Here is a 22,680-nt window from a genome sequence, read left to right as displayed (position 1 = left end):
CGCAACGCTGCAGCCTGCCGTTGCGGGCTGCAGCCTACTTCCGTTAATGACCAGAACTTAAAGGAAGCTTCCATGGCCATTAAAAAAGTGCTCATCGCCAATCGCGGCGAAATTGCCGTTCGCATTGCGCGGGCCTGCAAGGAATTGGGCATTCGTTCCGTCGCTGTCTATTCAGAAGCGGACCAGTACTCCTTGCACGTCAAGAAAGCGGATGAGTCCTATCAGATCAGTAAGGACCCGCTCAGCGGTTATCTGAATCCCCATCATCTCGTGAACCTGGCGGTCGAAACCGGCTGTGATGCCCTGCACCCGGGTTACGGCTTTCTCTCCGAGAACGCCGAGTTGGCAGCCATTTGCCAGAAGCGGGGGGTAAGGTTTATCGGCCCGTCATCCGAGGCGATCAGCGCCATGGGCGACAAGACCCAGGCTCGCAAGACCGCCATTGCCGCGGGGGTCCCCGTTACACCGGGCTCCGAAGGCAACCTGGATGACGTGGAAGATGCCGTACGCCAGGCGGAGGACGTTGGCTACCCGGTTATGCTCAAAGCCACGTCTGGTGGTGGTGGTCGGGGCATTCGTCGTTGCGATAATGAGAAAGAGTTGCGGCAGAACTACGAGCGGGTGATTTCCGAGGCTACCAAGGCCTTTGGCAGTGCCGAGGTTTTCCTTGAGAAATGCATCATTGAGCCTCGCCATATCGAAGTGCAGGTCCTGGCCGACCATCACGACAATGTGGTGCATCTGTATGAGCGTGACTGCTCCATTCAGCGCCGCAACCAGAAACTGATCGAAGTGGCACCATCGCCACAGTTAAGTGAGGAGCAGCGGGAAACCATTGGTAATCTGGCCATCCAGGTCACCCGCCAATGCGGTTACGTGAATGCTGGTACGGTGGAGTTCCTGCTGGATCACGACGACAGCTTCTACTTCATGGAGATGAACACGCGGGTTCAGGTGGAGCACACCATCACCGAGGAAATCACCGGCATTGATATCATCAAAGCGCAGATACGCATTGCCTCAGGTGAGCCCCTGGAGTTTTCCCAGGCCGACATCAGTTATCGTGGCTTTGCTGCCCAGTTCCGGATCAATGCGGAAGACCCGAAGAATGGCTTTCTGCCCAGCTTCGGTCGTATCAGTCGCTATTACTCCGCCGGCGGCCCAGGTGTGCGTACGGATGCCGCCATGTACACCGGCTACGAGATTCCGCCTTACTACGACTCCATGTGCGCCAAACTGATTGTGTGGGCGCGGGAATGGCCGGAACTGGTGGCCCGGTCTCGCAGGGCGCTTAGCGACATGGCCATCTACGGCGTACACACCACCATTCCTTACTACCAGCAGATCCTGAACCACCCGGATTTTCAGGCCGGCACGTTTAACACCGGATTTGTGGAACGCAATCCCCAGTTGTTGGAGTACAGCGACAAGTCCCGACCGGAATCCATTGCCACGGCCGTTGCTGCCGCCATCGCAGCCCAGGCAGGCCTGTAAAACGAACATTGGAGAGCACCATGAGTAAGAGAAAAATTCACATCACCGACGTGATCCTGCGGGACGCCCATCAGTCCCTGATCGCAACGCGTATGCGCACCGAAGACATGCTGCCGGCCTGTGAATGGCTGGATGAGGCCGGCTACTGGTCACTGGAGTGCTGGGGCGGGGCTACATTCGACGCCTGTGTGCGGTTCCTGAAGGAAGACCCATGGGAGCGCCTGCGCACCCTGCGTAAGGCTCTGCCCAACACCCGCTTGCAAATGCTGTTGCGCGGCCAGAATCTGCTCGGGTACCGCCATTATGGCGACGATGTGGTGGAGGCGTTTGTTGAAAAGGCTGCGGAAAACGGCATCGACGTGTTCCGGATTTTTGATGCGTTGAACGACGTGCGCAATCTGGAAACCAGCATTAAAGCCGTGAAGAAGGCCGGCAAGCATGCCCAGGGTACACTGTGCTACACGGTCAGCCCGGTGCACGATGTGAAAACCTTCCTGACTCAGGCCGAGACCATGGCGGATATGGGTGCTGACAGCATCGCCATCAAGGATATGGCGGGCCTGCTGACGCCAGCGGTGACCGCCGAGCTGGTCAGCGGCCTGAAGAAGAACCTCAAACTGCCGGTATTCCTGCACTCCCATGCCACTTCGGGCATGGCGCCCATGTGCCAGTGGGCGGCACTGGAGGCTGGCGTGGATCATATCGATACCGCGCTGTCGGCGTTCGCGGGCGGTACCAGCCATCCGCCGACCGAATCGTTGGTGGCTGCGTTGCACGATGCCGGCTGTGAAACCGGCCTCAACCTTGAATTGCTGGACAAGGCCACCCGGCATTTCCGTGAAGTCCGCAAGAAATACCATCAGTTCGAGAGCGACTACAAAGGGGTAGATACCTCGGTACTGCTCTCCCAGGTTCCCGGCGGAATGATGTCCAACCTGGCCAATCAGCTCAAGGAACAGGGCACCCTCGACCGGATTCAGGACGTATTCGAGGAAATTCCGCGGGTGCGTAAGGATTTGGGATACCCTCCGCTGGTGACGCCCACCTCTCAGATCGTCGGCACCCAGGCAGTCATCAATGTGCTGGGCGGCAAGCGTTACGACACTATTACCAATGAAGTGAAGAAATACATGCAGGGCTGGTATGGCAAGGCTCCGGCAGAGGTGGACACACAGCTGCAACGGCGAGCCGTTGGCGAGGAAGAGTTGATCGAAGAACGCCCGGCCAACCTGATTCCCAGGGAGCTGTCGGAGCTGCGCAAAGAGGTGGGTGATCTCGCGGAAAGCGAGGAGGACGTACTCACCTACGCTATGTTCCCGGACCAGGCGCGCGTCTACCTGCAACAGCGCCGCGACGGCACCTTGCAGCCGGAAGCTCTTGAGCCTATCGCTACGGGTAAAAGCGGGGGCAGCGTGTCCACCGAGTTCCGCATTACGGTCCACGGTGAAAGTTACGATATCCACGTGACAGGCGCCAACCCGGTGAGCGAGACTGAGCGCCGGTTCTACATGACGGTGGATGGCGTACCCGAGGAAATTCACCTCGAATCCCAGGGCGAAGCGTCTGAAAATACCCGCAAGGGTGGCCGTGCCAGAGCCTCCGGGGAAGGCCACGTGACCACCACGATGCCAGGCAACATTGTTGATGTGCTGGTGAGCGAGGGTGACAAGGTCTCCGCCGGCGACCCGGTGCTGATCATCGAGGCCATGAAAATGGAAACCGAGGTCAAGGCCACCAAGTCCGGTACCGTGAAAGCGGTAAGCATTTCCAAGGGCGATCGGGTTGCGCCCGGTGAGAGTCTGATCGAAATCGAATAACCAAGCCCCCCGGGACGATTGTCCCGGGCATTCCATTGCCGTTGGGAGTACCTCCTCGAATGAAGTCGATCTTGTTGTCGTTAGCGGCCATGTTGTCGTTGGCGCCCGGACTGGTGTGGGCAGATGCCGATCGGGCCGTGGATCTTATTTCCCACCCTGTGGGCTACATTGCGATCGCGATTTTTGTAATCGCGTACCTTTTGGTCATTCTGGAAGAACGGATTCACCTGGCCAAATCCAAGCCCATGCTGATTGCGGCAGGGTTGATCTGGATACTCGTGGCCCTGGCCTACCGCGCTGCGGGCGCCAATGGTGAAGTCGAAGAGGCCATACGGCACAACTTCCTGGAGTACGCGGAGTTATTTTTCTTCCTCCTCGTGGCGATGACCTATATCAACGCCATGCTGGAGCGGGGTGTTTTCGACCAGTTGCGGATATGGCTGCTTGGCAAGGGCTTTGGTTACCGACGTCTGTTCTGGATCACCGGTACCCTGGCATTCTTTCTGTCACCGGTCGCCGACAACCTGACCACGGCACTGATCATGTGTGCGGTGGTGATGGCCGTGGGCCGCGACAGCGCCAAGTTTGTGTCCTTGTCCTGTATCAATATTGTAGTGGGTGCCAACGCGGGCGGTGCGTTCAGCCCGTTTGGAGACATCACTACACTGATGGTCTGGCAGAAAGGCATACTCCCGTTCCAGGACTTCTTCCAGCTGTTGCTGCCTTCCATCGTCAACTTCCTGGTGCCAGCGGCGCTGATGCATCTGGCTCTGCCAAAGGGCCAGCCGTCATCACCGGAGTCATTCGACAACGTCATTCGGCCGGGAGGTTTGGTGATCTGCGGTTTGTTCCTGCTGACCATTGCCACCGCCATCAGCTTCCACCAATTCCTGCACATTCCGCCGGTGTTTGGCATGATGACCGGGCTCGGCTACCTGAAAATTTTTGGTTATTACCTCAAACGCCATGAGGAATACCATTGGAATGAGGGTTTCGAATCCCCACCGGGAGACAGTTCCGGGGACCGCAGGCAGGGGCGTCGCGCTTTTGACGTGTTCTCCCATATCGCCCGGTCGGAGTGGGACACTCTGTTCTTTTTCTATGGCGTTATTATGGCCGTCGGCGGCCTTGGGTTTATTGGCTATCTGGGCATGATTTCGGCCACGCTATACGGCGACCTGGGACCGACTTTAGCCAATGTCATGATTGGGGTGATTTCCGCATTGGTGGACAACATTCCGGTGATGTTTGCGGTACTGACCATGAATCCGGCGATGCCGGACTATCAATGGTTGCTGGTTACGCTGACGGCAGGCGTTGGCGGCAGCCTGCTCTCCATAGGTTCTGCTGCGGGCGTCGCACTGATGGGGCAGGCCAGGGGGCAGTATACCTTTCTCAGTCACCTGAAATGGACACCGGCCATTGCGTTGGGTTACGGCGCCAGTATCTGGGTGCATTTTCTGGTCAACGGCTGAGCTCAGGTGGGCGCTGGAAGCCGGCAAGTCCCGCAGATTCCAGCAAATCGGCAAACCGAATGGTCGTCAGGTCCATCCCCGGCGCACCGATGACCTGTACATTGAACGGTAACCCGTCCGCCGTTTTTCCAATAGGCACGGAGGTTGCCGGCAGCCCCAGCAGGGTGGCCAGGGCGATCCAGCAGAACTGGTCCATATAGGCCCTGGGCTGGCCGGCAACGGTGATTTTACGCTTGAACACCGGGTTGCTGTGATCGTGCCGGATAGCGGTGGTCGGGGTGATCGGAGTTAACAACACGTCGAATTCGTCAAACAGGGTGGTAATTTCCGCCCGCATCTTCTCCCGCATTTCGCTCCAGGCCATCCACTGGTAGACCGGCTGGTTTACACCGCGGCCGTATTCTCCGATGAAAGCCGTGACCGGGCCAAACAGGTGAAGCCAACGTTCAAGCCTGGAAATCCACATCATTTGCCGGCGTTGGGCCGGTTTCATGGAGGTGCCGAGCAGACTGCCGAGTAAATTGAAATAGGCGGGCAGGATGTGTTCGAGGTTGAGCAGTTGGTGCCGGGCTTCGGCAACCAGCGCTCCCTTGCTTTCCAGTTCTCGCCCGAGCTGTTGGTAGCCGTTCAGTAGTTCGTCGTCGATGGGGCACAGTGGGTCTTTTAGCCAAAGGCCCACGCGTGCCTGTTCCAGAGAATGGATGGTGGCCGGTGTCATGGCCAGTTGCCAGCTGTTGCGTTCCCGTTCAGCGGGACCGGCAATCACGCTCAGCAGCAGTTCCAGATCCTTCGCCGAGCGCGCTAGCGGCCCGCCTTCGGCCAGATCCGGCCGCGACTCAGTACCCGGAGGCCCCGGAATATGCCCGCGGAAGGAGACCAGGGCTCGGGAAGGCTTGTGACCGAATACGCCGCAGAAATGTGCCGGTGTGCGGATAGAGCCAGCCAGGTCGCTGCCAACCTCGAGGGGTGTCATGCCCGCTGTCAGCGCCGCAGCCGCGCCGCCGGACGAGCCACCGGGGGTATGGGCCAGGTTGTGCGGGTTGTTGGTGACACCGAAGAGTTTGTTGTAACTCTGGAGGTCGGTGGCATAAATCGGCACGTTGGTTTTGCCCAGGATGATGGCACCGGCGTCTTCCAGGCGCTGGACCACATCAGCGTGTTTTGTCGGAACATGGTCTTTCAACGCAGGAGCACCGGCGGTACAGGCCATACCGGCAACCTCCCAGGTGTCCTTCAGGGTGAGTGGTAGCCCATGCAAAGCGCCCAATGTCTCACCTCGCGCCCGTACCTCATCGGCTTCCCGGGCTTTCTCCAGGGCTTTCTCTTCATCCAGCGTCACCACTGCATTGATGGTGTCATTGCACTGGCGAATTCTGTTCAGGAAGGCCTGAGTGACGTCCACACTGGTTAGCTCCCCGTTTTTAAGGTCGCTAATCAATTCGGCGGCAGAACGGTAGTGCAGTGGTTCCATGAAAACCTCGATGTTGTTGGCAGGTTCAGCTCAGGTCAGTTCGCTACGCCAGTGTTTGACCCTGACCTGGCTTTTGACTGCATCGAGCACTTCGACAATCAGGTTAATCAGCGCTTCGTTGTGTTCGTCGTTATCGTCTTCGTTATCGGGCGATGGCAGGAATACATTGACGATGTCTTCGATAAACGCGTGGTTGGACGCGGAGGCAAGGTCTTCCAGAATCTGGTGAATCACGTTGGCGACAATGTCGCCAACGGCTTCTTCCAGGGTTTCCTGGATGGTGGGACCGACGACGGGCAGGTATTTCAGTCGTGACAGTTCGAGGTTCTGTTTCAGGGCGTTGTCTACGCGGGTTTCCAGGTAGCTCCGTAGGGCGCCGCGATTCGGGATATAGCCTTCCCGGGCTGCGTCCGCGACCCTTTGTGAAACCCAGTCGGACAGCATTTCCCGCCGCGGATAGAGGATGTCGTTCTGGATGCGCTCGAACAAGGGTGAGCCCTTGCGAATTTCGTCTTGAGCACCGGTGAGCACTTTGATGACGATGCGGTCGGAGAGTTCTTCCATGAAGGCTTCGTAGTAAAAATTGAAGAACTGGAAGGCTCGGGTCTGGGTGACGTCGATGACTTTGTATTGGTGCAGGCGGTAGACGATGGAGATAACCCGCAGTATCCGCAGGAAGCGGAAACTGCCAACGGGAATGCAGCCGATGATGTCGTACCAGTGAATGAACGGGTAGAAGTACCAGCGGTCGTAGACTTTGGCCTTGATGGCGTAACCCCAGCGCACGACGAATTCGGTCAGGAAGATGCTGACGAAGATGAGGTCGTAGAAGAGGAAGTTTTCGTGGATGGGGTGGTAGATTTCTTTGATGAGCGGTGCGTGTTCGGCCAGCAGGTTCTGGACGCCGGTGAGGTTGTAGATGGAGTCGAAGATGATGAAGGCCAGGTTGATGATGAGCAGGCCGAGCATCAGGAAGTCTATGATGAACCAGATGAGTTGGTGGCTGGTTTTCAGGTTTTCTCGGTTTATCTTTAGCATTCAGTGGTCCGGGACTGCTTGTTTGAAGTCTGCATGTTTGGGTGCTGGCAAGTTCCGAATGGAGCCTCCCCAGACACGCCGTTAACCCATCCATGGGGGCTCGGCATTGCCATCCTTGGCAATGCACGGTCTGGGGAGGCTCCACCCGGAACTTGCGTCAGGCTCTGTGCTGTTCGCCGTCTCGGCTGGACTTGTTGCACCTGCCTGATTTTCAACGCTTTCACACAGGTTAGCTTATTTCAGCTCTGCCGACGACTTACCGAGTAGTCTCCTGGCGATGATCAGTAGCTGGATCTGTTGGGTGCCTTCGAAGATGTCGAGGATTTTGGAGTCCCTGGCCCATTTTTCCAGCAGTTCGGTTTCGCCGTAGCCGAGGCTGCCGCAGAGTTCGACGCAGCGGAGGGTGACCATGTTGCCCACGCGGCCGGCTTTGGCTTTGGCGATGGAGGCTTCCTTGGAGTTGGGCAGGCCGTTGTCGGCCATCCAGGCGGCACGGAGGGTTAGGAGCCGTGCGGCTTCGAGTTCGGCTTCCATCAATTGCAGTTCGCGGGTGACGGCGGGTTGGGTCCAGGTTTGGGTGCGGTAGCCGAGGTCGATGTCGGTGGTTGAGATGAGTTCTCGGGTTTTCTGGAGGGCGGCGCTGGCGACGCCGATGGCCATTCCGGCAACGACGGGGCGGGTGTTGTCGAAGGTTTGCATGGCGCCGGCGAAGCCTTTTTCGACGCTGACGTCCGGGTCGCCCAGGAGGTTTTCCCTGGGGATTCGGCAGTTGTCGAAGCGGATGGCGGCGGTATCGGAGGCGCGGATGCCGAGTTTTTTCTCCAGGCGTTCGACGGTCATGCCGGGGGTGCCTTTTTCCACCACGAAGGATTTAATGGCGGCGCGGCCTTTATTGCGGTCGAGGGTGGCCCAAACCACGACGGCGTCGGCGCGTTCGCCGGCGGTGACGTAGATTTTTTCGCCGTTGATGACGTATTCGTCGCCGTCTTCGGTGGCGGTGGTGCGGATGGCTGCGGAGTCGGAGCCGGCAGCAGGTTCGGTGATGGCCATGGCGGCCCAGGTGTCGCCCAGGCGGGCCAGTTGTTCTTCGTTGGCAACGGCGGCAATGGCTGAGTTGCCCAGGCCCTGGCGGGGGATGGACAGCGCCAGGCCGACATCGCCCCAGCACAGTTCGGTCAGGCCGAGTACGGTTTTCATGTTGGTGCCGTTTCGGTTACCGGCGCCTCCGTTGCTGTCAGAGCGGGCGAGTTTCCCGGCGCCGGTGCCGCCATCGGCCGCGCCCTCGTTCATGCCATCCATGATGGAGGCAAACAGGTCAAGTTCTTTGGGGTACTGGTGTTCCCCCAGGTCGTATTTGCGGGAGATGGGGCGGAAGACTTCCCGGGCGACCTGCTGTGCCTGCTCAATTAACGGGGTAAATTTTCTCGGTATTTCAAGGTTCATGTCGGTGTCCTGGCGGTGATCGGATAAGGGAAACGATGCTCAGGCGTGCAGGCCGCCGTATAGTGTGGCGACGGAGCGGAGATCGCGGTACCAGCGCTCGACTGGATGTTCCTTGACGAAGCCGTGCCCGCCCAGCAGTTGGACCCCGTTGGTGCCGATCTCCATGGCTTTTTCATTGCACAGCAGCCGGGCCAGGGATGTTTCGCGGTGCGCTGGCAGGCCTTGCTCGAGTCGGCTGGCGGCACGCCAGGTGAGCATGCGCATGCTGTCGGTTTCGATGGCGATGTTGCTAATCATGAACGCGACGGACTGGCGATGGCTGATGGGTTCTCCAAACGCCTCCCGTTCGTTGCAATAGGGAATGACATAATCGAGAACGGCCTGTGATGTGCCGATGGCAAGCCCGCAGCGGAGTAACGATCCGCAATCCAGAAATGCCTGGTAGTCGAAATCGTCACCGCCCATCAGCGCGTCGGGTGACAGTTCGACGTTACTGAGCTGCAATTGGACCGGTGCGGAGACATTCAGTCCCATGCCCGGATCGGGCTTGATCTGGATGCCTGTGGCGCCGGCTTCGACGATAAACAGGCGCGGTCGGCCATGCAGCTCGGCGGCGATCAATAGCAGGTCGGCGCTGGCACCCAGGATTACACTGCTTTTCAGCCCGTTGAGGGTGTAGCCGGTTGCTGTTTCGCAGGCAGTGGTCTTCAGCCTGGTCGGGTCAAACAGGGGCACTGGCTCGTCGATGGCAATGGTGGCTATCGGCGGCGTATCATCGCAGAACGCAGGCAGGTAGCGGCTCTGTTGTTCCCCGGTTCCCCAGCGGGTGAGGGCCTGGGCGACACTGAATGGCGACAGGAGTGCGGTAGCAATGCCCATGTCGCCCCAGGCCAGTTGTTCGGCAATCAGCACGCTTGTGACAGGAGATTGGTGTTCCGCCACACCACCGAATGCTTCCGGTACTGCGTACAGGCCAAGGCCCAGCTCGGATGTGGCCGTTCTGACGGTTTCAGGTAGCTTTCCGGTTTCATCCGCCTCCGAGGCTGCTGGCCTGATCCGATCCTCTACCAGCCGGCGGAGCATATCGGTGATCATCTGTTGGTCGTCCGTCAGCGAGAGGTCGAACAAATCCCCGGGGTTGCGATTCGGCAATTGCTTGCGGGGCAGCCAGTTGTTCACGCGCTTGAACTCCCGGCCAGCGTAGGCAAGGGTGCGAAATCCGGCGCGGGTGCCATGATAGGCGGTTCTTTCCAAAGACTGACGCAGTCCCAGCCGGTCCAGCATGGGGTTGGCCGCAAGCCGATTCATCATCGACAGGGCGAGGCCGACGGGGGTGCGTGTCATACGTTCTCTCCTGGCCATACGTTCTCTCCTGGCTGGCGCCGCCCGTTTCCGGTTGTCTGGCGGTCCGATGCAGTGGGTGTTACGCGATCATGGGGGCAACGGGCATCCTCGCCATTGGCATAGAGCGCATTACAGACAGGCAAGATGGTCAATTGCCATGGATTAAACGGACCGCTACCCGGTACACTCATACTGTCAATACGCCTTTTCACCCACTTTCACTGAAGTAATGCTGCTTGATGTGTTCCCACATTAGATCTCTGTTTCTACGCCCTGTCGGGATCGTCTGGCTGATGATGCTGGCAACGCCGGGATTGACCTGGGCGCAGCAGGTGGAGGTCAACGTGGAGGGGGACTATCCGCAGCTTCAGGATAATGCGGAAGCCTTTCTGGGTGAGGTTGAGGGCCGCAGTGCCGGAAGCCTTAGGCGATACGCCAGCACCGCCGAAGCACAAGTCGAAGAGGCGCTCCGTGCGCTGGGCTACTACAGCCCGATGATTCAGTGGGAAGTGGTCGAACAGCCCGGCGATGACGAAACACCCGCTCGCCTGGTATTAACCGTGCAGCCCGGCGAACCCATTCGCGTCCGTTCCCGACAAGTGTCCATCGAAGGCCCAGCCAGTCGGGATCCCGATTTCGTGGGAACCCTACCGGAAAAGCCATCAGAGGGGGATGTGCTGAATCACGGTCAGTACAGCACGTTGCGGCAGACTATCCAGAACCGAGCCAGCCGACTGGGGTATTTTGATGGCGAGTTCACCACCCGCCGACTGGAAGTCAACCCGGAACAGCGCACTGCGGATATCTCCCTGGTCTTTCGCAGTGGTTTGAGATATCGCCTGGGGGAGGTGAGTTTCAAGGAGGGGCATGGCTTCGAAGAACAGTTGCTTGAACAGTTCGTGCGTTTTGAGCCCGGTGAGATTTATCACGCCGACAAAGTAGCGAGGCTCAGCGGCGATCTCTCCAATAGCGGCTACTTTTCCGGAGTGGACATCGACGCTTCGCCTGGTAAAGCCGAGGAGGGAGTGATACCCGTATCGGTGGACCTGACCACTCGTCCTCCGCGCTCCGTCGCCGCCGGTGTGGGTTTCTCCACAGATGTGGGGCCGCGCTTCAGCGGTAACTGGCGGGAGCACTGGATCAACCCCATGGGCCATCGCCGCGGCGCGCAGACGGAACTCTCGGTGCCGCGACAAAACGTGGGCGCCTGGTACGAACTGCCCCTTGATCCTCCCATGACAGACTCCATTCGCCTTTCTGCCGGTTATCAGCGGGAGGATATTGAAGACGTGGAGTCCGAGCTGCTTACTCTTGGCCAACAGTGGAAACATCAGCTCGATAACGGCTGGTTGCAGGTTGCCTCGATTCGCTGGGAAGGTGAGCGTTTTCGCATCGGCGATGATGAGCCCGAGCAGAGCAGTCTGTTGCTGCCAGGACTGGGGTACTCAAAACTACAGGCGGATTCGCCGTTGGACCCATCACGGGGATACCGTATCCAGTTCGATGTGACTGGCTCCCACCGTGCCGTCATCTCCGATGTGGATATTCTCCATGCTAATGTTCTTGTAAAGGGGCTCTACACTCTGGCGGACAACCACCGTTTCCTATCCCGGTTCCAGTTTGGTGGCGTGGCCACCAATCGGTTCTCGGATGTGCCGCCGTCATTGCGGTTTTTTGCCGGTGGCGACCAGACGGTGCGGGGGTATGGCTATGAAACGCTGTCACCCCGGAACAGCGAGGATGTGGCGATTGGTGGCCGTTACCTGATGGTGGGAAGTCTCGAATATCAGTACCAGTTTGCTGAAAACTGGCGGGTAGCGGCGTTTGTTGATGAAGGCAATGCCATGGATGACCTGTCGGACCCTCTGGCGACGGGTGCCGGCGTGGGCATTCGCTGGATCAGCCCGGTCGGGCCGCTGCGCCTGGACGTCGCCAAGGGCCTGGATCCCGAGTTTGGCGGTGAGTGGCGCATTCACTTTTCCATGGGGCCGGAGTTATGAGCGAGGAAGCGAAAACTCCAACACCAAAACGGTCAAAACGCCTGAGAAACGGGTTGTTGATAGCGCTGGCCGTTATTGTCCTGCTACCGCTGTTACTGCTTGGGTTGTTGGTGCTGGCGCTGCGTTCGGAAACCGGTACAGCCTGGGTGATTGATCAGGTTCCCGGCCTCGAGGTTGAGCAGGGGCAGGGTTCGTTGCTGGGGCAGTGGCAGGCAGCCTCCCTGACATGGCAAGGCTACGGTGTTGGACTAAAGGTAGAGTCGCCAGTTGTTGACTGGTCGCCCACCTGCCTGTTCAACAAACAGCTCTGTCTGGAGCGACTCCTGGCAGACAGCATTGATCTGACTCTGCAGCCATCCGGCGAGCCCAAAGAAGACAGCGGTGATATCAGCCTTCCCAGTGTTGATCTACCGCTGGGGCTGGTGGTCCGGGACGTGAATCTTGGTCCCTTTACGCTCAACGATGCCAAGGTCTGGGACCGGCTCCAGTTCAAGGCTCAGGGATCCGGTTCGGATTGGCATCTGCAGAACCTGGCCTTTGTTCGTGATGATATCAGCATCGATGCCTCCGGCAGGGTCCAGACTCGGGGTGACTGGCCACTGGATCTGGACGTTGGCCTGACACTTCCTCCCCCCTATGGCGCTGATTGGCAACTGGCACTCAATCTGACCGGAAGCGCAGCAGATCTCAGAATTAAGGGACAGAGCAGCGGTTATCTTGATGCCACACTGGCCGGCAGGGTAGCGCCGCTGGACAGCACCCTGCCGGCGGAACTGACCGTCCGTTCCAGCCGGTTCGTCCCGGCGGAGGGGCTGCCGAAAACCCTGGTGTTGACCGACACCGTGATTGCTCTGAAGGGCAGCCTTGAAAAGGGGTTCCGTTCGGACTCACGCACAGTTCTGCCCGGATCCACAGGCGATATCCCCGTGTCGCTAAAGGGATTGGTGACCACCGACGGCCTCGATGGGTTGGCGCTCGCGCTGACCGGTCCCGGCACCACTGAGGCCGAGACGGGCCGCCTCATGGTTACCGGCAACGTGAGCTGGGAGCAAGCGCTTCAGGTAGACGCCAAGGTAAGTCTCGACGCTTTTCCGTGGTACAGCCTGATTCCGGATTTTGAGCGGCCACCGGTCACTTTGCGCCAGTTCAATGGCGATGTTCGCTACCAGGGGGGCGAGTATCAGGCGAGTATCGACGCCAATGTTAGTGGCCCTATGGGTGATGCCGATATGGCGGGAGATCTTGAGGGTGACCTGGAGGCCGTCACGCTGACCAATCTGCGAGTCAATACCGGCGCGGGTTTCCTGGGCGGTCGTGCGGATGTGGCGTTCGCTGATCAGTTGTCCTGGGATGCAAGCCTGACGCTGGATAGCTTTAACCCTGGCTTTTGGCTCCCCGAGCTTGAGGCGGACCTCAGTGGCGACGTGGATACCAGCGGTCGCTTGCAGGAACAGGGGGCGCCCACACTGCAGGCGCAATGGGACATTTCCGGAAGTTGGCAGGCCAACGAGGCGCTGGTACGGGGCGCGCTGGACAGTGATGCCGGCAACTGGACATTGTCTGACCTGGAGCTTGAGGTGGGCGACAACCGGGTGACCGGCCAGGGCCGTTGGGGACAACAGATTGACGGCAACCTGGAGCTGAAACTGCCAGCACCGGAAACTTTCCTGCCGGGGCTGGCAGGTTCCGTCAACGGTACAGCATCGGTTTCCGGCACCGTGGACCAACCGCGGGGCAAGGTGGCGCTCAACGGCACCGACCTGGCATGGCAGGACCAGTTGAGCCTGGCCAGCCTGGACCTGACGGCCACGCTGCGCGAAGGGTTCAACATCCAGGCGGATCTTAGGGGAACGGAAGCCCGCTATGGCGAACAGTTACTGGAAGAACTGTCGCTGGCACTGACGGGAACGCGGGATGATCACCAGCTCAGGCTCAATGCCCGCCACGAGGAAGCAGAACTGTCGCTGCTGCTGGCCGGAGATGCTTCGGAAAGCTGGAATGCCTGGACGGGCGGGCTTGAACAGGGGCAGATCAGTGTGCCGGCCCAAAGCCAACAATGGACCCTGTCAGAGTCCGCAGCCCTTGAGTATACCGAAGCCGGTAGGCTCACGTTGGGACGGCACTGCTGGCAATGGCAACAGGCCTCCGTCTGTGCCGAGGACCAGACTCTGCTGCCGACTCAGGACATCGCCTACCGCATTGAGAATTTCCCGACCACGGCGCTATCCCCGCTGTTGCCGGAAGCCCTGCGCTGGGACGCAATATTGAACGCCGACCTGCAGGTGGTCATGACGGAAGACGGGCCGGACGGCGAAGTATCCATTGACGCCGGTTCCGGCGAGTTTGAGGTGCTGGTGAGGGACGAATGGGAGAGCCTGAGCTATAATACCTTCACCACCCGCCTGAGCTTGAAACCGGAGGTGGCGGAGCTGGACCTGCAGTTACAGGGGCCTGATATAGGCGATCTCTCTGTTGGCATGTCGGTCGACCCCAACAGCGATGCTCGTGAAGTCGATGGGCAGTTCAACATCGCGGGTCTGGATATCGCCATGGCCGGTATATTTGCCGGGCTGGAGGTTGTTGAAGGGGAGCTCAACGGCGAAGGGACTCTGTCTGGGCCGCTAATGAAACCAGCGGTGAACGGTGAGCTTGCACTCTCCAGAGGTCACATTGCCGACCCACGGTTACCAATTCCGCTTGAAGATCTGGTAATTAGCCTGGAGTTGCAGGGTTATAGCGCGGATTTGTCCGGTCGCTGGCGCAGTAATGAACGTGGAAGCGGCAACATAGCAGGGTCGTTGGCCTGGGAGGAAGAGCCTTCGGTAGAGGTACGGCTGACCGGTGACCGGTTGCCCTTCAGCTACGAACCGTACGCCCAGGTGGAATTAGTGCCGGATATCACAATTGCCTACGAAGGCGGCAACCTGTCGGTTTCCGGCAACCTGAACGTACCCAGGGGCACGATCGAAATCCGCGAATTACCCGCCCAGGCGATTTCCGTATCCGAGGATGAGGTCGTCGTCGGCGTGGAGGAACAGGAAGGTGGGCTCCGCACCCTGAATATGGACGTCACCGTGGTGGTGGGTGAAGATGAAGTGAGTTTTAGCGGCTTTGGCCTGACAGGCAACCTTGAGGGTACGCTGCGTATTGGCAACAATCTGGATACCAGGGGCGCCCTGCAACTGGTTGATGGACGTTACGAAGCCTATGGGCAGGAACTCGATCTGCGTCGCGCGAGGCTGGTGTTTGTGGGCCCCCTGTCAGAACCTTATCTGGACATCGAGGCGGTGCGGACCGTGGACAACGTTGTGGCAGGCATCCGGCTCAGTGGCCCGGTCAGTTCGCCTCAGACTGAAGTCTTCTCCGAGCCTGAAATGCCCCAGACCGACGCGCTTTCGTACGTGATTCTGGGTCGGGCACCGCAAAGTCGCGGTGATGAGGGGCAGATGAGCAGGGCAGCCATATCGCTGGGGTTGACCCAGGCTAACAAGGTTACCCAGGGCATTGGTGAGGAATTCGGGATACGCAATCTGACGCTGGAGGCGGAAGGCTCAGGAGATGAATCGGCGGTCGTTGCCAGTGGTTACCTGACGGATGAACTCAGCATCCGGTACGGTGTCGGAATCTTTCAGCCCATCACCACTGTGGCGCTACGCTACGATATCGGCCGCTACTTCTATCTGGAGGCCGCCAGTGGATTGGCAGCCTCCCTGGATATATTTTATACGCGGGACTTCTGATCGGATGATTTACTCTAATTCAAAGGTCGCGCTTACCCGGGCCTCCAGTTCACGGGAACCGACTTCGGAGACAGCGTCCGAGGTGCCTCGCATTTCCGCCATCATTGGCATCGGGGATTGATGGCCACCATTGACGTTGATGGTCATCACCTCGCCGCACTGTTTGTCCAGTTCCCGGGCAACAAATTCGCAGCGTGATTTTGCATCCGCAATGGCGCCTGCCAGCGCTTGTTTACGCAAACCGACTTCATCGGAATGAAAAAACTGATGGGGGCCGACGTTGTAGTCCATACCCAGCGATTGCGCCTGTGCAAGAATTGGGTTGAGCAGCGAGAGGTCGTCGATGGTGAAGCTGACTGTTTGCGAGGCAACGGCCACTCGCCGGGGTTCCTCGTGACGCTCTGGTGATGGAATCGAACGGCTGTAGAGGTTCAATGAAGCGTCGCTGTAGGATTTGAGTTGGTCGCGGAAATCCTCGATGCTCTCCCGCCACTTTTCCATCTGCTCGTTGACTTCCTGAGTGGCCGTCTCGGGAAGTTTGTGCTCGGCACGAGCGGTAAACTGCAGCCGTGCGCTGTCTGGCGTATACTTGACCGAGGCCTGACCGCTCAGGCTGACTTCTGCTGCTGATGCGCCTAAAGGAAACAGAATCAGGGCCGTGGAGGCCAGCAGGTATCGACGGACGTTGTGGAACATAGTTGGATCTCCATGTTATTGCACGAGAATCAGGTCAGATTGACGCCCCGGGAGCGCGATATCCTGTTCAGGCTGACCGGGAGCGACCCCCATTATGTGACCACTCGCCAGCAACTAAAAGAGTGGGCGGCCCGTTATTTGACGGCTCTGCCCGATGACGCTCGGGAAATTCGTGAAATCAAGGCCGTGTTGCAGCGTTACCTGCCGTTTTGAGCCGCATTTTCATCGTCTTCCCCGGCTTCGACAGGTTCATCCAGCCGAACCAGCTTCCTGTTCTCCGCTGCTTGTACGAAATGGCTGAAAATGCGCCGGTGGCCGCCGTGATAAAGCAGGTATTCCGGATGCCACTGGATGCCCATCAACCATTGCCCGCGGGTATTTTCTATCGCTTGAACAAACGAGTCGTTGTCCACGGCGACAACGCGTAGGTGCGTGCCCAGCTTTTTGATGCTCTGGCTGTGGATGCGGTTCGCGCCAATGACCGGGCTGCGCATCACGTGTCCCAGGCGGCTGTCACTGACGACCCGAACAGTCTGTAATGGTAAAAGTAGCGGGCGGTGGCGGGTGTTTACCCGCAGGGGGGTCACGTTCTGGCACAGGGACCCACCGCGGAAAATATTGATGAACTGGGCGCCACGGCAGATACCCAGTACCGGGATATTCAATTCTTCAGCACGGGACAGCAGACGAACATCAGTTTCGTCTCGGCGCAGATCATACCGTGCGGTTACCTGGGGAGTCTGACCGTACCGTGAAGGATGTACGTGGGTGCCACCGGAGAGCACAAGGCCGTCGAGCAGCGAGACGTCGACCTTTGACCCCGGGCGGATAAAATGGGTGCGCGCGCCATGGAGGCGCAGGGCAAAGGTGATCAGCCGGTGGGCAAGACTGCGGCGTGCCGGGCCGCTGATGCCAATCGTAAGGCCCGGGTGTTCAGGCTTTTCTACCGGGCTTTCAGACATAGTTCCCGGACCGAAGCCACTGGTCAGACGTGTCTATCCAGCTGTGGGTCAGGTTATGGAGGCTCAGTTTGCGACTATTGCGAAACTCCGTTACCAGTATCGACAGGTCGTCAGCGTTGGCCACCAGTTGTTCCAGTACAATCCAGTCATTCCACACCGTGGAAAAGTGCCAGTCAGGATTATCGATGTCGCAGTCAGGCAGCCGATAGTGCAGTGTTGGCCGGCTTTTGATGCGCGCATCCTCAACGTATTCTGCCAGTAGACTGCTGTTCAGGTGGGCGAACAGCGGGAGCAGGTCCAGCGCCTTATTCCGGGTTGGATTGTAATGCAGGTAGTCCCGCATCAATTGCTCCATGTCTGGCGCATAATCCTCGGAAATAAGAAGATCAATGTAGGTGCTGCTCCAGGGCTCAATATAGCTGGTCAGCTTACGGCTGAGATCAAGCTGGTGGCGCGCTTTCAGCCATTCGTAGAGCGCAGCGAAGGCCTGCAGGTAGCGAACCAGCGTTGTCGCTCTGAGATCCGGTAGCTCTGGGTTCAGTTGCAAGCCAAAGGCGTAGTAGAGCGCCTCCCGACTGCCCAGTGCGCCCGCTTTACGGAGTTCATCGCAAAGTGTCTCTATGCGCTCAAGCTTACTGAAAGCCAGCGGAGGGCTGACTATTTCCAGGGGGACGAATTTTTCAGCCGCAGCGTCGATCACGCTCATGGCCTGGCCGCCGAGTTCCCTGAAAGATTCGGGAAGGCGCTCGTCTGCCAGATCAAGGTCCTTTATCGGGTCTGAATCGAGCTCGATGGTAAAGTCGCCGAATTCTGTTTCAACCTCGGACACATAGCGCGCAACAGACCTTCCAGTACCTCCCAGCAACTTTGCGGACAGTGAGACAAGATCTTCGTAACCGAGGCCGGACAGTTCAATTTCAACGCCAACTCTTCGTTCCTTGCCGTCATCCGTCTTGAGGATGTCCGGTAATCTACATCTGTTGCTCATTCAGGCGACTCCCTATTTGGTTGAGATTACCTTAACACAGTCATACGTCAGGGCGCTGTGGGCAGCCACCGCGTCCGGATTAAGGAAAAATTGCATTTACAGGGTTTACACTGGATAAAACACTGTATATAGTCAAATAACTGTATATAAAAACAGGGCTAACCGGGGCAACCTAAATGAAGCTGACAGCAAGGCAGACACAGGTACTGGACATTATTCGTCGCTACCTTGACGAGACCGGGTATCCGCCGACCCGTGCGGAAATTGCGGCAGAACTTGGATTCCGTTCTGCCAACGCTGCGGAAGAACATCTGCGTGCGCTGGCCCGAAAAGGAGCGATCGAGATGGTGCCGGGAGCCAGTCGGGGAATACGTCTTCCCGATGTGGAGGCTGACCTTGGTTTGCCGGTGATCGGTCAGGTGGCAGCCGGCAGTCCCATACTGGCCCAGGAGCATATCGAAGACCATTGCACCCTGCAGCCTGAATTTTTTTCGCCCTCGGCGGATTACTTGCTCAGGGTACGCGGCATGAGCATGAAGGATATTGGCATTCTTGACGGCGATCTGCTTGCGGTGCACCGCACCCACGATGTTCACAACGGTCAGGTGGTTGTGGCGAGGGTGGGCGAGGAAGTTACGGTCAAGCGGTTCCGTAAGGAAGGCTCAAAAGTGTATTTGATCGCCGAGAATGAAGAATTTGAACCCATAGAAGTGGACCTGACAGAACAGGAACTCTTCATTGAGGGGCTAGGCGTCGGTGTCATACGGCGCTCGGATCTTCACTGATACCCCCCCCCCGGGGTGTCCGGACATATCCGGCCGTGTTTCGTTGAGTGTTGAACACCACGGGCGCGGCTTAACGGCAGGTGAGGCTTATCATGGAACAACTCAGCTTTAATCAGAATCTGGCTTATGCTCACGGAGGCGGCAGGTTTGTCGGTTCAGAGGTTGCCGGTATAAGCAGCCATGATACCGTCAGGGCGCCGACTGTCAGGAGTCGCCCAGCCAAACCGGCAGGTAATGTCACCGAGATCATTCTGCCCGAAGGGCAGGTTGAAAACTTCCAGCTATTGCTGCCTATGCTCACGCAGTTGAACCAGGAAAAGCGTTGGTTAGCCTGGATTGATCCGCCTCAAAGCCTTGTCAGTAAGTGGCAGACCATGCGTGGCATCGTTGCAGGCGAGCTGTTGGTGTTGAGGTCCACCCCTGACTACCCAGCCGGGGAGCTTGCCGAGCGAGCGCTGAGCGCAGGCACTTGTCACGCAGTGGTTATGTGGACCCGTAAACTCGGGCGCGAAGCGCTCGCGTCACTGGAGCAGGCCTCGGCCCGGGGTAACAGTCATGGTGTGGTGCTGCGCCAGCGTTGATCGTCAGTGAAGTGTGTAGGAGGGCCGGATGTCCTGGGTGTCCGGCTCTTCGTCTTCCCAGTCGATATCATGGGCAACGTTACCGACAGCCTCGATACCGGCTGCAATCATGGCCTTGGCGACATTCATGTCCCGGTCTTCCATCATTTCCCTGGCTTCCGTCGAAAATGATATCTGCACCAGTGGTGCACTGTCGTCGTCGATGCGGCGAAGCGCATAGTCTCCGTTGCTCAGTTGTACGATCTCGAAAAACGATGGTGACATTAAGCTAGCCTTTCAGTTCATTCCCGTTGGTTTCGGCAATTACGTGGTTTATTACCACTCGCTGTGCCGATCCTCGAGGATATCGATAAAGTGTTTCATCGCACCCAGAGTGGTTTCCAGGGCCTGTTTTGAGCGCTCGGGACCGGTGTCAGCTGCAACGGCAATCACGTTGTCATTGTTGACCGTTTTTCGGGTCACCGGTGGGTTGCCCTGATGCCGCTCAAGCTGTTCGAGATGACTCCACCAACTTCGTCCGTCACTCGCCAGCTGCTTCAGTTCGGCCATTTCCGGGCTGTGGGTTCCGATCAGCTCTCCCAATGCCTCGAGGTCATCAGGCTGGCTATGCTTGTGCTGATACACCCTGGCGATCATCATCAGCGCCAGTTTTCGAGCCCTCAGTCCCAGCTCAATGGTGCCTTGCAACAGCGCTTCTTTCGCCGGAACGCTGTCGCTGTGCTCCAGTTGCCCCAACAGGTTGCGAGCCAGGAATATTTTCTGGGAAACCAATGAGTGCCACTGTGACGCCATGGTAGTACCTGAGGGTGATTTCACTGCTGTGCGATGAATTAATCGCCAACTATAACATTTTCCATTGTGAATTTCTCCTCCCCCCGTTGGTTTGGTGGTTTTGACAAGAAACTACAAATATTCACTTGAAACGGTCGTTTGAATTTGGCAAAAAGGCGCCCCGATTGAATAACATTTGATCGCCTGTTGTTGTTTCCGGCGTAGGCATGCCAAACGGTGAATGACACATGGGTTGATCGGTTACCTTGGAGGTAGAAGGGAATGCGGAACCAATGGGTCGCAGGTTTGACAGTGGCATTGTTTGGGTTTTCAGGCGTTGCGCTGGCAAAGGTCAGTGAATCCGAAGCTCAGCGGTTGGGTAACGAGCTGACCCCGGTTGGCGCTGAGCGCCAGGGCAATGTCTCTGGCAGCATTCCGGCGTGGACAGGCGGGCTAACCAAACCGCCCGCTGATTGGAAACCTGGGCAGGTGGAAACCAACCCGTTTCCCGAGGACGAGCCGCTGTTCGTTATCACCGGCGACAACGTGGATTTGTACCGCGACAAGCTGACTGACGGGCATATCCGTATGCTTGAGCAATATGGCCCGGAATTTGTGATGCCGGTGTACCAGACTCGCCGAACCGCGGCCTTCCCGGAGGATGTGTACGAAAAGTCCCGGGAAAATGCCCACAGCGCGGAACTTCTGGCCAACGGTAACGGTGTACGTGACACCATCATGACCAGCCCCTTCCCGATTCCAAAGAATGGCCTGGAGGTGATCTGGAACCACATCCTGCGCTATCGCGGCGAGGAGCTGTCGTTCCGTAGCTCGTCAGCGACGCCTCAGGTGAATGGTTCCTACAACCAGGTTGTTAACCAGTACGACTATTTCTTTGCCTACAGTCGCCGCGGCACGAATCTCGCCGATATTGATAACAAGATTTTTTACCTGAAAACTGACACCATCGCGCCATCCAGTCTCGCGGGCACCATCACTCTGGTACACGAGACCCTGGACCAGATCCGCTCACCCCGGCTGGCATGGCGATACGATGCCGGCTCAAGGCGACTGCGTCGGTCACCAAACCTGGCCTATGAAACCGATCTGCCGAACTCCTCATCCCTACGCTCGGTTGATCAGAAAGACATGTACAACGGTGCCCCTAACCAGTACGACTGGGAGCTGAAAGGCAAGCGGGAAATCTTCGTACCCTACAATGCCTACGAGCTTCACGACGCGGATGTCCAGCCGGACGATGTTATCCGGCCCCGGCACATCAACCAGGAATTGGCCCGATATGAGCTGCATCGGGTATGGGTGGTTGAAGCGAAACTGCGAACCGGTATTAGTCATATCTATTCCCGTCGGGTGTTCTACGTCGATGAAGATAGCTGGCAGATTCTTGCCACGGAGGAGTACGACGGTGACGATGAACTCTGGCGTGTGTCTGAAGCTCACAACATCAGCTATTACAGTGAGCCGGTATTCTGGACTACCATGGAGATGACTTACGATCTGAACGCTCAGCGCTATTACATCGATGGTCTGGACAACGGCTTCCCTGCCTATGATTTCGAGCCGGGCTTCCGCGGCAATCAGTTCTCTGCCTCGGCAGCCCGGAGAGCAGCCCGCCGCTGATGACCGGCAGCCCCGGGCCGGTTGAGGCACGGGGCATTACCGGACCGTTTTCAAGGAGATGCAGTTATGTCGGTACCGGAACAGCTTGAGGCAGTGGATACCCTGGTTGACCATCTAAAAACCGCGCTTGCGGAGAAGAACTGGGACGAACTGTCCCGTCTGAATGAGCTGGTCAAACCAACGATCGAACCGGTTATGGCGGCCCTTGAGGCCGGCGAGCTGAGCCCTGAGCCGGTGAGGGAGCGTTTGGCAGCTCTGCAGACATTCTGTGATCGTGCCAATATTTCGGCAAATGAAGCCAAGGCGGAAGCCCAGAAAGCGCTTAAAGGGGTGAATCAGAACCGCAGCGCGGCAAAAGCCTATCAAAACGTCTCGTTAAATCGCCCGAAATAGCGTCATAAAATTGACTCGAGCGCACTTACAGTCTTAAATAC

At 58.1% G+C, this 22,680-nt stretch carries 20 protein-coding genes; 10 read left to right on the top strand and 10 right to left on the bottom strand.

Annotated features, from left to right (window positions below; genetic code table 11):
- Positions 1 to 72 precede the first annotated feature (72 nt).
- Genes AC0B60_RS06690 through nhaD form a run of 3 tightly spaced genes read left to right on the top strand, consistent with a single transcriptional unit; the run spans position 73 to position 4,786 of the window.
- The gene (locus AC0B60_RS06690; protein ID WP_465084984.1) at positions 73 to 1,494 is read left to right on the top strand and encodes an acetyl-CoA carboxylase biotin carboxylase subunit; all 1,422 of its coding nucleotides are present in this window, start codon (positions 73 to 75) and stop codon (positions 1,492 to 1,494) included.
- A gap of 20 nt (positions 1,495 to 1,514) precedes the next feature.
- Complete coding sequence (gene oadA, locus AC0B60_RS06685) at positions 1,515 to 3,311, top strand: sodium-extruding oxaloacetate decarboxylase subunit alpha (RefSeq protein WP_465084983.1); 1,797 nt, start codon at positions 1,515 to 1,517, stop codon at positions 3,309 to 3,311.
- A 59-nt stretch (positions 3,312 to 3,370) separates the two neighbouring features.
- The gene (nhaD, locus tag AC0B60_RS06680) at positions 3,371 to 4,786 is read left to right on the top strand and encodes a sodium:proton antiporter NhaD (RefSeq protein ID WP_465084982.1); all 1,416 of its coding nucleotides are present in this window, start codon (positions 3,371 to 3,373) and stop codon (positions 4,784 to 4,786) included.
- On the opposite strand, the gene AC0B60_RS06675 is transcribed toward nhaD, so the two are convergent.
- The 5 genes from AC0B60_RS06675 to AC0B60_RS06655 all read right to left on the bottom strand — a co-directional run bounded on the left by AC0B60_RS06675 (position 4,776) and on the right by AC0B60_RS06655 (position 10,273).
- Positions 4,776 to 6,257: an amidase gene (locus AC0B60_RS06675; protein ID WP_465084981.1), complete on the bottom strand. Its 1,482-nt coding sequence runs from the start codon at positions 6,255 to 6,257 to the stop codon at positions 4,776 to 4,778. The genes nhaD and AC0B60_RS06675 overlap by 11 nt on opposite strands.
- Positions 6,258 to 6,287: 30 nt before the next feature.
- Positions 6,288 to 7,295, bottom strand: a complete 1,008-nt coding sequence (locus AC0B60_RS06670) for a hypothetical protein (protein WP_465084980.1) — start codon at positions 7,293 to 7,295, stop codon at positions 6,288 to 6,290.
- Positions 7,296 to 7,529: 234 nt separating this feature from the next.
- The gene (locus AC0B60_RS06665) at positions 7,530 to 8,738 is read right to left on the bottom strand and encodes an acyl-CoA dehydrogenase family protein (RefSeq protein ID WP_465084979.1); all 1,209 of its coding nucleotides are present in this window, start codon (positions 8,736 to 8,738) and stop codon (positions 7,530 to 7,532) included.
- A gap of 39 nt (positions 8,739 to 8,777) precedes the next feature.
- Positions 8,778 to 10,082, bottom strand: coding sequence for an acyl-CoA dehydrogenase family protein (locus AC0B60_RS06660; protein ID WP_465084978.1), 1,305 nt, complete (start codon positions 10,080 to 10,082; stop codon positions 8,778 to 8,780).
- The gene (locus AC0B60_RS06655) at positions 10,079 to 10,273 is read right to left on the bottom strand and encodes a hypothetical protein (RefSeq protein WP_465084977.1); all 195 of its coding nucleotides are present in this window, start codon (positions 10,271 to 10,273) and stop codon (positions 10,079 to 10,081) included. The genes AC0B60_RS06660 and AC0B60_RS06655 overlap by 4 nt, the downstream gene beginning before the upstream one ends.
- Positions 10,274 to 10,375: 102 nt before the next feature.
- Between AC0B60_RS06655 and AC0B60_RS06650 the strand changes: the two genes are divergently transcribed.
- A complete protein-coding gene (locus tag AC0B60_RS06650; protein WP_465084976.1) occupies positions 10,376 to 12,082 on the top strand; it encodes an autotransporter assembly complex protein TamA in 1,707 nt (568 codons plus the stop codon).
- A complete protein-coding gene (locus AC0B60_RS06645) occupies positions 12,079 to 15,822 on the top strand; it encodes a translocation/assembly module TamB domain-containing protein (RefSeq protein WP_465084975.1) in 3,744 nt (1,247 codons plus the stop codon). Before AC0B60_RS06650 ends, AC0B60_RS06645 begins: the two co-directional genes overlap by 4 nt.
- 9 nt (positions 15,823 to 15,831) lie before the next feature.
- Here AC0B60_RS06645 and AC0B60_RS06640 read toward each other — a convergent pair whose 3' ends face one another.
- Positions 15,832 to 16,518 carry an SIMPL domain-containing protein gene (locus AC0B60_RS06640; RefSeq protein ID WP_465084974.1) on the bottom strand — a complete coding sequence of 229 codons (687 nt, stop codon included), beginning with the start codon at positions 16,516 to 16,518 and terminating at the stop codon, positions 15,832 to 15,834.
- A 12-nt stretch (positions 16,519 to 16,530) separates the two neighbouring features.
- On the opposite strand from AC0B60_RS06640, the gene AC0B60_RS06635 reads away from it, so the two are divergent.
- Complete coding sequence (locus AC0B60_RS06635; protein WP_465084973.1) at positions 16,531 to 16,731, top strand: hypothetical protein; 201 nt, start codon at positions 16,531 to 16,533, stop codon at positions 16,729 to 16,731.
- Here AC0B60_RS06635 and AC0B60_RS06630 read toward each other — a convergent pair.
- Together AC0B60_RS06630 and AC0B60_RS06625 are read right to left on the bottom strand one after the other, a co-directional pair.
- Positions 16,716 to 17,480 (bottom strand): gamma-glutamyl-gamma-aminobutyrate hydrolase family protein, encoded by a 765-nt coding sequence (locus tag AC0B60_RS06630; RefSeq protein ID WP_465084972.1) that lies wholly within the window; start codon positions 17,478 to 17,480, stop codon positions 16,716 to 16,718. The two genes, AC0B60_RS06635 and AC0B60_RS06630, sit on opposite strands and share 16 nt — an antisense overlap.
- Complete coding sequence (locus tag AC0B60_RS06625) at positions 17,473 to 18,468, bottom strand: amidoligase family protein (RefSeq protein ID WP_465084971.1); 996 nt, start codon at positions 18,466 to 18,468, stop codon at positions 17,473 to 17,475. Before AC0B60_RS06625 ends, AC0B60_RS06630 begins: the two co-directional genes overlap by 8 nt.
- Positions 18,469 to 18,644: 176 nt before the next feature.
- On the opposite strand from AC0B60_RS06625, the gene lexA reads away from it, so the two are divergent.
- Complete coding sequence (gene lexA, locus AC0B60_RS06620) at positions 18,645 to 19,253, top strand: transcriptional repressor LexA (protein WP_036204787.1); 609 nt, start codon at positions 18,645 to 18,647, stop codon at positions 19,251 to 19,253.
- A 92-nt stretch (positions 19,254 to 19,345) separates the two neighbouring features.
- Positions 19,346 to 19,834, top strand: coding sequence for a cell division inhibitor SulA (locus AC0B60_RS06615; protein WP_465084970.1), 489 nt, complete (start codon positions 19,346 to 19,348; stop codon positions 19,832 to 19,834).
- 3 nt (positions 19,835 to 19,837) lie between these two features.
- On the opposite strand, the gene AC0B60_RS06610 is transcribed toward AC0B60_RS06615, so the two are convergent.
- Both AC0B60_RS06610 and AC0B60_RS06605 read right to left on the bottom strand, forming a co-directional pair.
- Positions 19,838 to 20,098: a hypothetical protein gene (locus AC0B60_RS06610; RefSeq protein WP_007155189.1), complete on the bottom strand. Its 261-nt coding sequence runs from the start codon at positions 20,096 to 20,098 to the stop codon at positions 19,838 to 19,840.
- A gap of 51 nt (positions 20,099 to 20,149) precedes the next feature.
- On the bottom strand, positions 20,150 to 20,626 hold the full coding sequence (locus tag AC0B60_RS06605; RefSeq protein ID WP_465084969.1) for a DUF6586 family protein: 477 nt from the start codon (positions 20,624 to 20,626) through the stop codon (positions 20,150 to 20,152).
- 261 nt (positions 20,627 to 20,887) lie between these two features.
- Here AC0B60_RS06605 and AC0B60_RS06600 point away from each other — a divergent pair, with 261 nt between their 5' ends.
- Positions 20,888 to 22,246 carry a DUF1329 domain-containing protein gene (locus tag AC0B60_RS06600; RefSeq protein ID WP_465084968.1) on the top strand — a complete coding sequence of 453 codons (1,359 nt, stop codon included), beginning with the start codon at positions 20,888 to 20,890 and terminating at the stop codon, positions 22,244 to 22,246.
- A gap of 66 nt (positions 22,247 to 22,312) precedes the next feature.
- Positions 22,313 to 22,639, top strand: a complete 327-nt coding sequence (locus AC0B60_RS06595) for an SOS cell division inhibitor (protein WP_465084967.1) — start codon at positions 22,313 to 22,315, stop codon at positions 22,637 to 22,639.
- Positions 22,640 to 22,680 lie beyond the last annotated feature (41 nt).

This window comes from Marinobacter sp. V34, assembly GCF_055524115.1.
The sequence above is the reverse complement of the archived record's forward strand: the minus strand, read 5'-3'. Positions and strand labels throughout refer to the sequence as shown.

Coding starts and splice junctions, on each gene's coding strand:
- AC0B60_RS06690 (WP_465084984.1), top strand. CDS start 73: ATGGCCATTAAAAAAGTGCTCATCGCCAATCGCGGCGAAATTGCCGTT.
- oadA (WP_465084983.1), top strand. CDS start 1,515: ATGAGTAAGAGAAAAATTCACATCACCGACGTGATCCTGCGGGACGCC.
- nhaD (WP_465084982.1), top strand. CDS start 3,371: ATGAAGTCGATCTTGTTGTCGTTAGCGGCCATGTTGTCGTTGGCGCCC.
- AC0B60_RS06675 (WP_465084981.1), bottom strand. CDS start 6,257: ATGGAACCACTGCACTACCGTTCTGCCGCCGAATTGATTAGCGACCTT.
- AC0B60_RS06670 (WP_465084980.1), bottom strand. CDS start 7,295: ATGCTAAAGATAAACCGAGAAAACCTGAAAACCAGCCACCAACTCATC.
- AC0B60_RS06665 (WP_465084979.1), bottom strand. CDS start 8,738: ATGAACCTTGAAATACCGAGAAAATTTACCCCGTTAATTGAGCAGGCA.
- AC0B60_RS06660 (WP_465084978.1), bottom strand. CDS start 10,082: ATGACACGCACCCCCGTCGGCCTCGCCCTGTCGATGATGAATCGGCTT.
- AC0B60_RS06655 (WP_465084977.1), bottom strand. CDS start 10,273: ATGAGTGTACCGGGTAGCGGTCCGTTTAATCCATGGCAATTGACCATC.
- AC0B60_RS06650 (WP_465084976.1), top strand. CDS start 10,376: ATGATGCTGGCAACGCCGGGATTGACCTGGGCGCAGCAGGTGGAGGTC.
- AC0B60_RS06645 (WP_465084975.1), top strand. CDS start 12,079: ATGAGCGAGGAAGCGAAAACTCCAACACCAAAACGGTCAAAACGCCTG.
- AC0B60_RS06640 (WP_465084974.1), bottom strand. CDS start 16,518: ATGTTCCACAACGTCCGTCGATACCTGCTGGCCTCCACGGCCCTGATT.
- AC0B60_RS06635 (WP_465084973.1), top strand. CDS start 16,531: ATGTTATTGCACGAGAATCAGGTCAGATTGACGCCCCGGGAGCGCGAT.
- AC0B60_RS06630 (WP_465084972.1), bottom strand. CDS start 17,480: ATGTCTGAAAGCCCGGTAGAAAAGCCTGAACACCCGGGCCTTACGATT.
- AC0B60_RS06625 (WP_465084971.1), bottom strand. CDS start 18,468: ATGAGCAACAGATGTAGATTACCGGACATCCTCAAGACGGATGACGGC.
- lexA (WP_036204787.1), top strand. CDS start 18,645: ATGAAGCTGACAGCAAGGCAGACACAGGTACTGGACATTATTCGTCGC.
- AC0B60_RS06615 (WP_465084970.1), top strand. CDS start 19,346: ATGGAACAACTCAGCTTTAATCAGAATCTGGCTTATGCTCACGGAGGC.
- AC0B60_RS06610 (WP_007155189.1), bottom strand. CDS start 20,098: ATGTCACCATCGTTTTTCGAGATCGTACAACTGAGCAACGGAGACTAT.
- AC0B60_RS06605 (WP_465084969.1), bottom strand. CDS start 20,626: ATGGCGTCACAGTGGCACTCATTGGTTTCCCAGAAAATATTCCTGGCT.
- AC0B60_RS06600 (WP_465084968.1), top strand. CDS start 20,888: ATGCGGAACCAATGGGTCGCAGGTTTGACAGTGGCATTGTTTGGGTTT.
- AC0B60_RS06595 (WP_465084967.1), top strand. CDS start 22,313: ATGTCGGTACCGGAACAGCTTGAGGCAGTGGATACCCTGGTTGACCAT.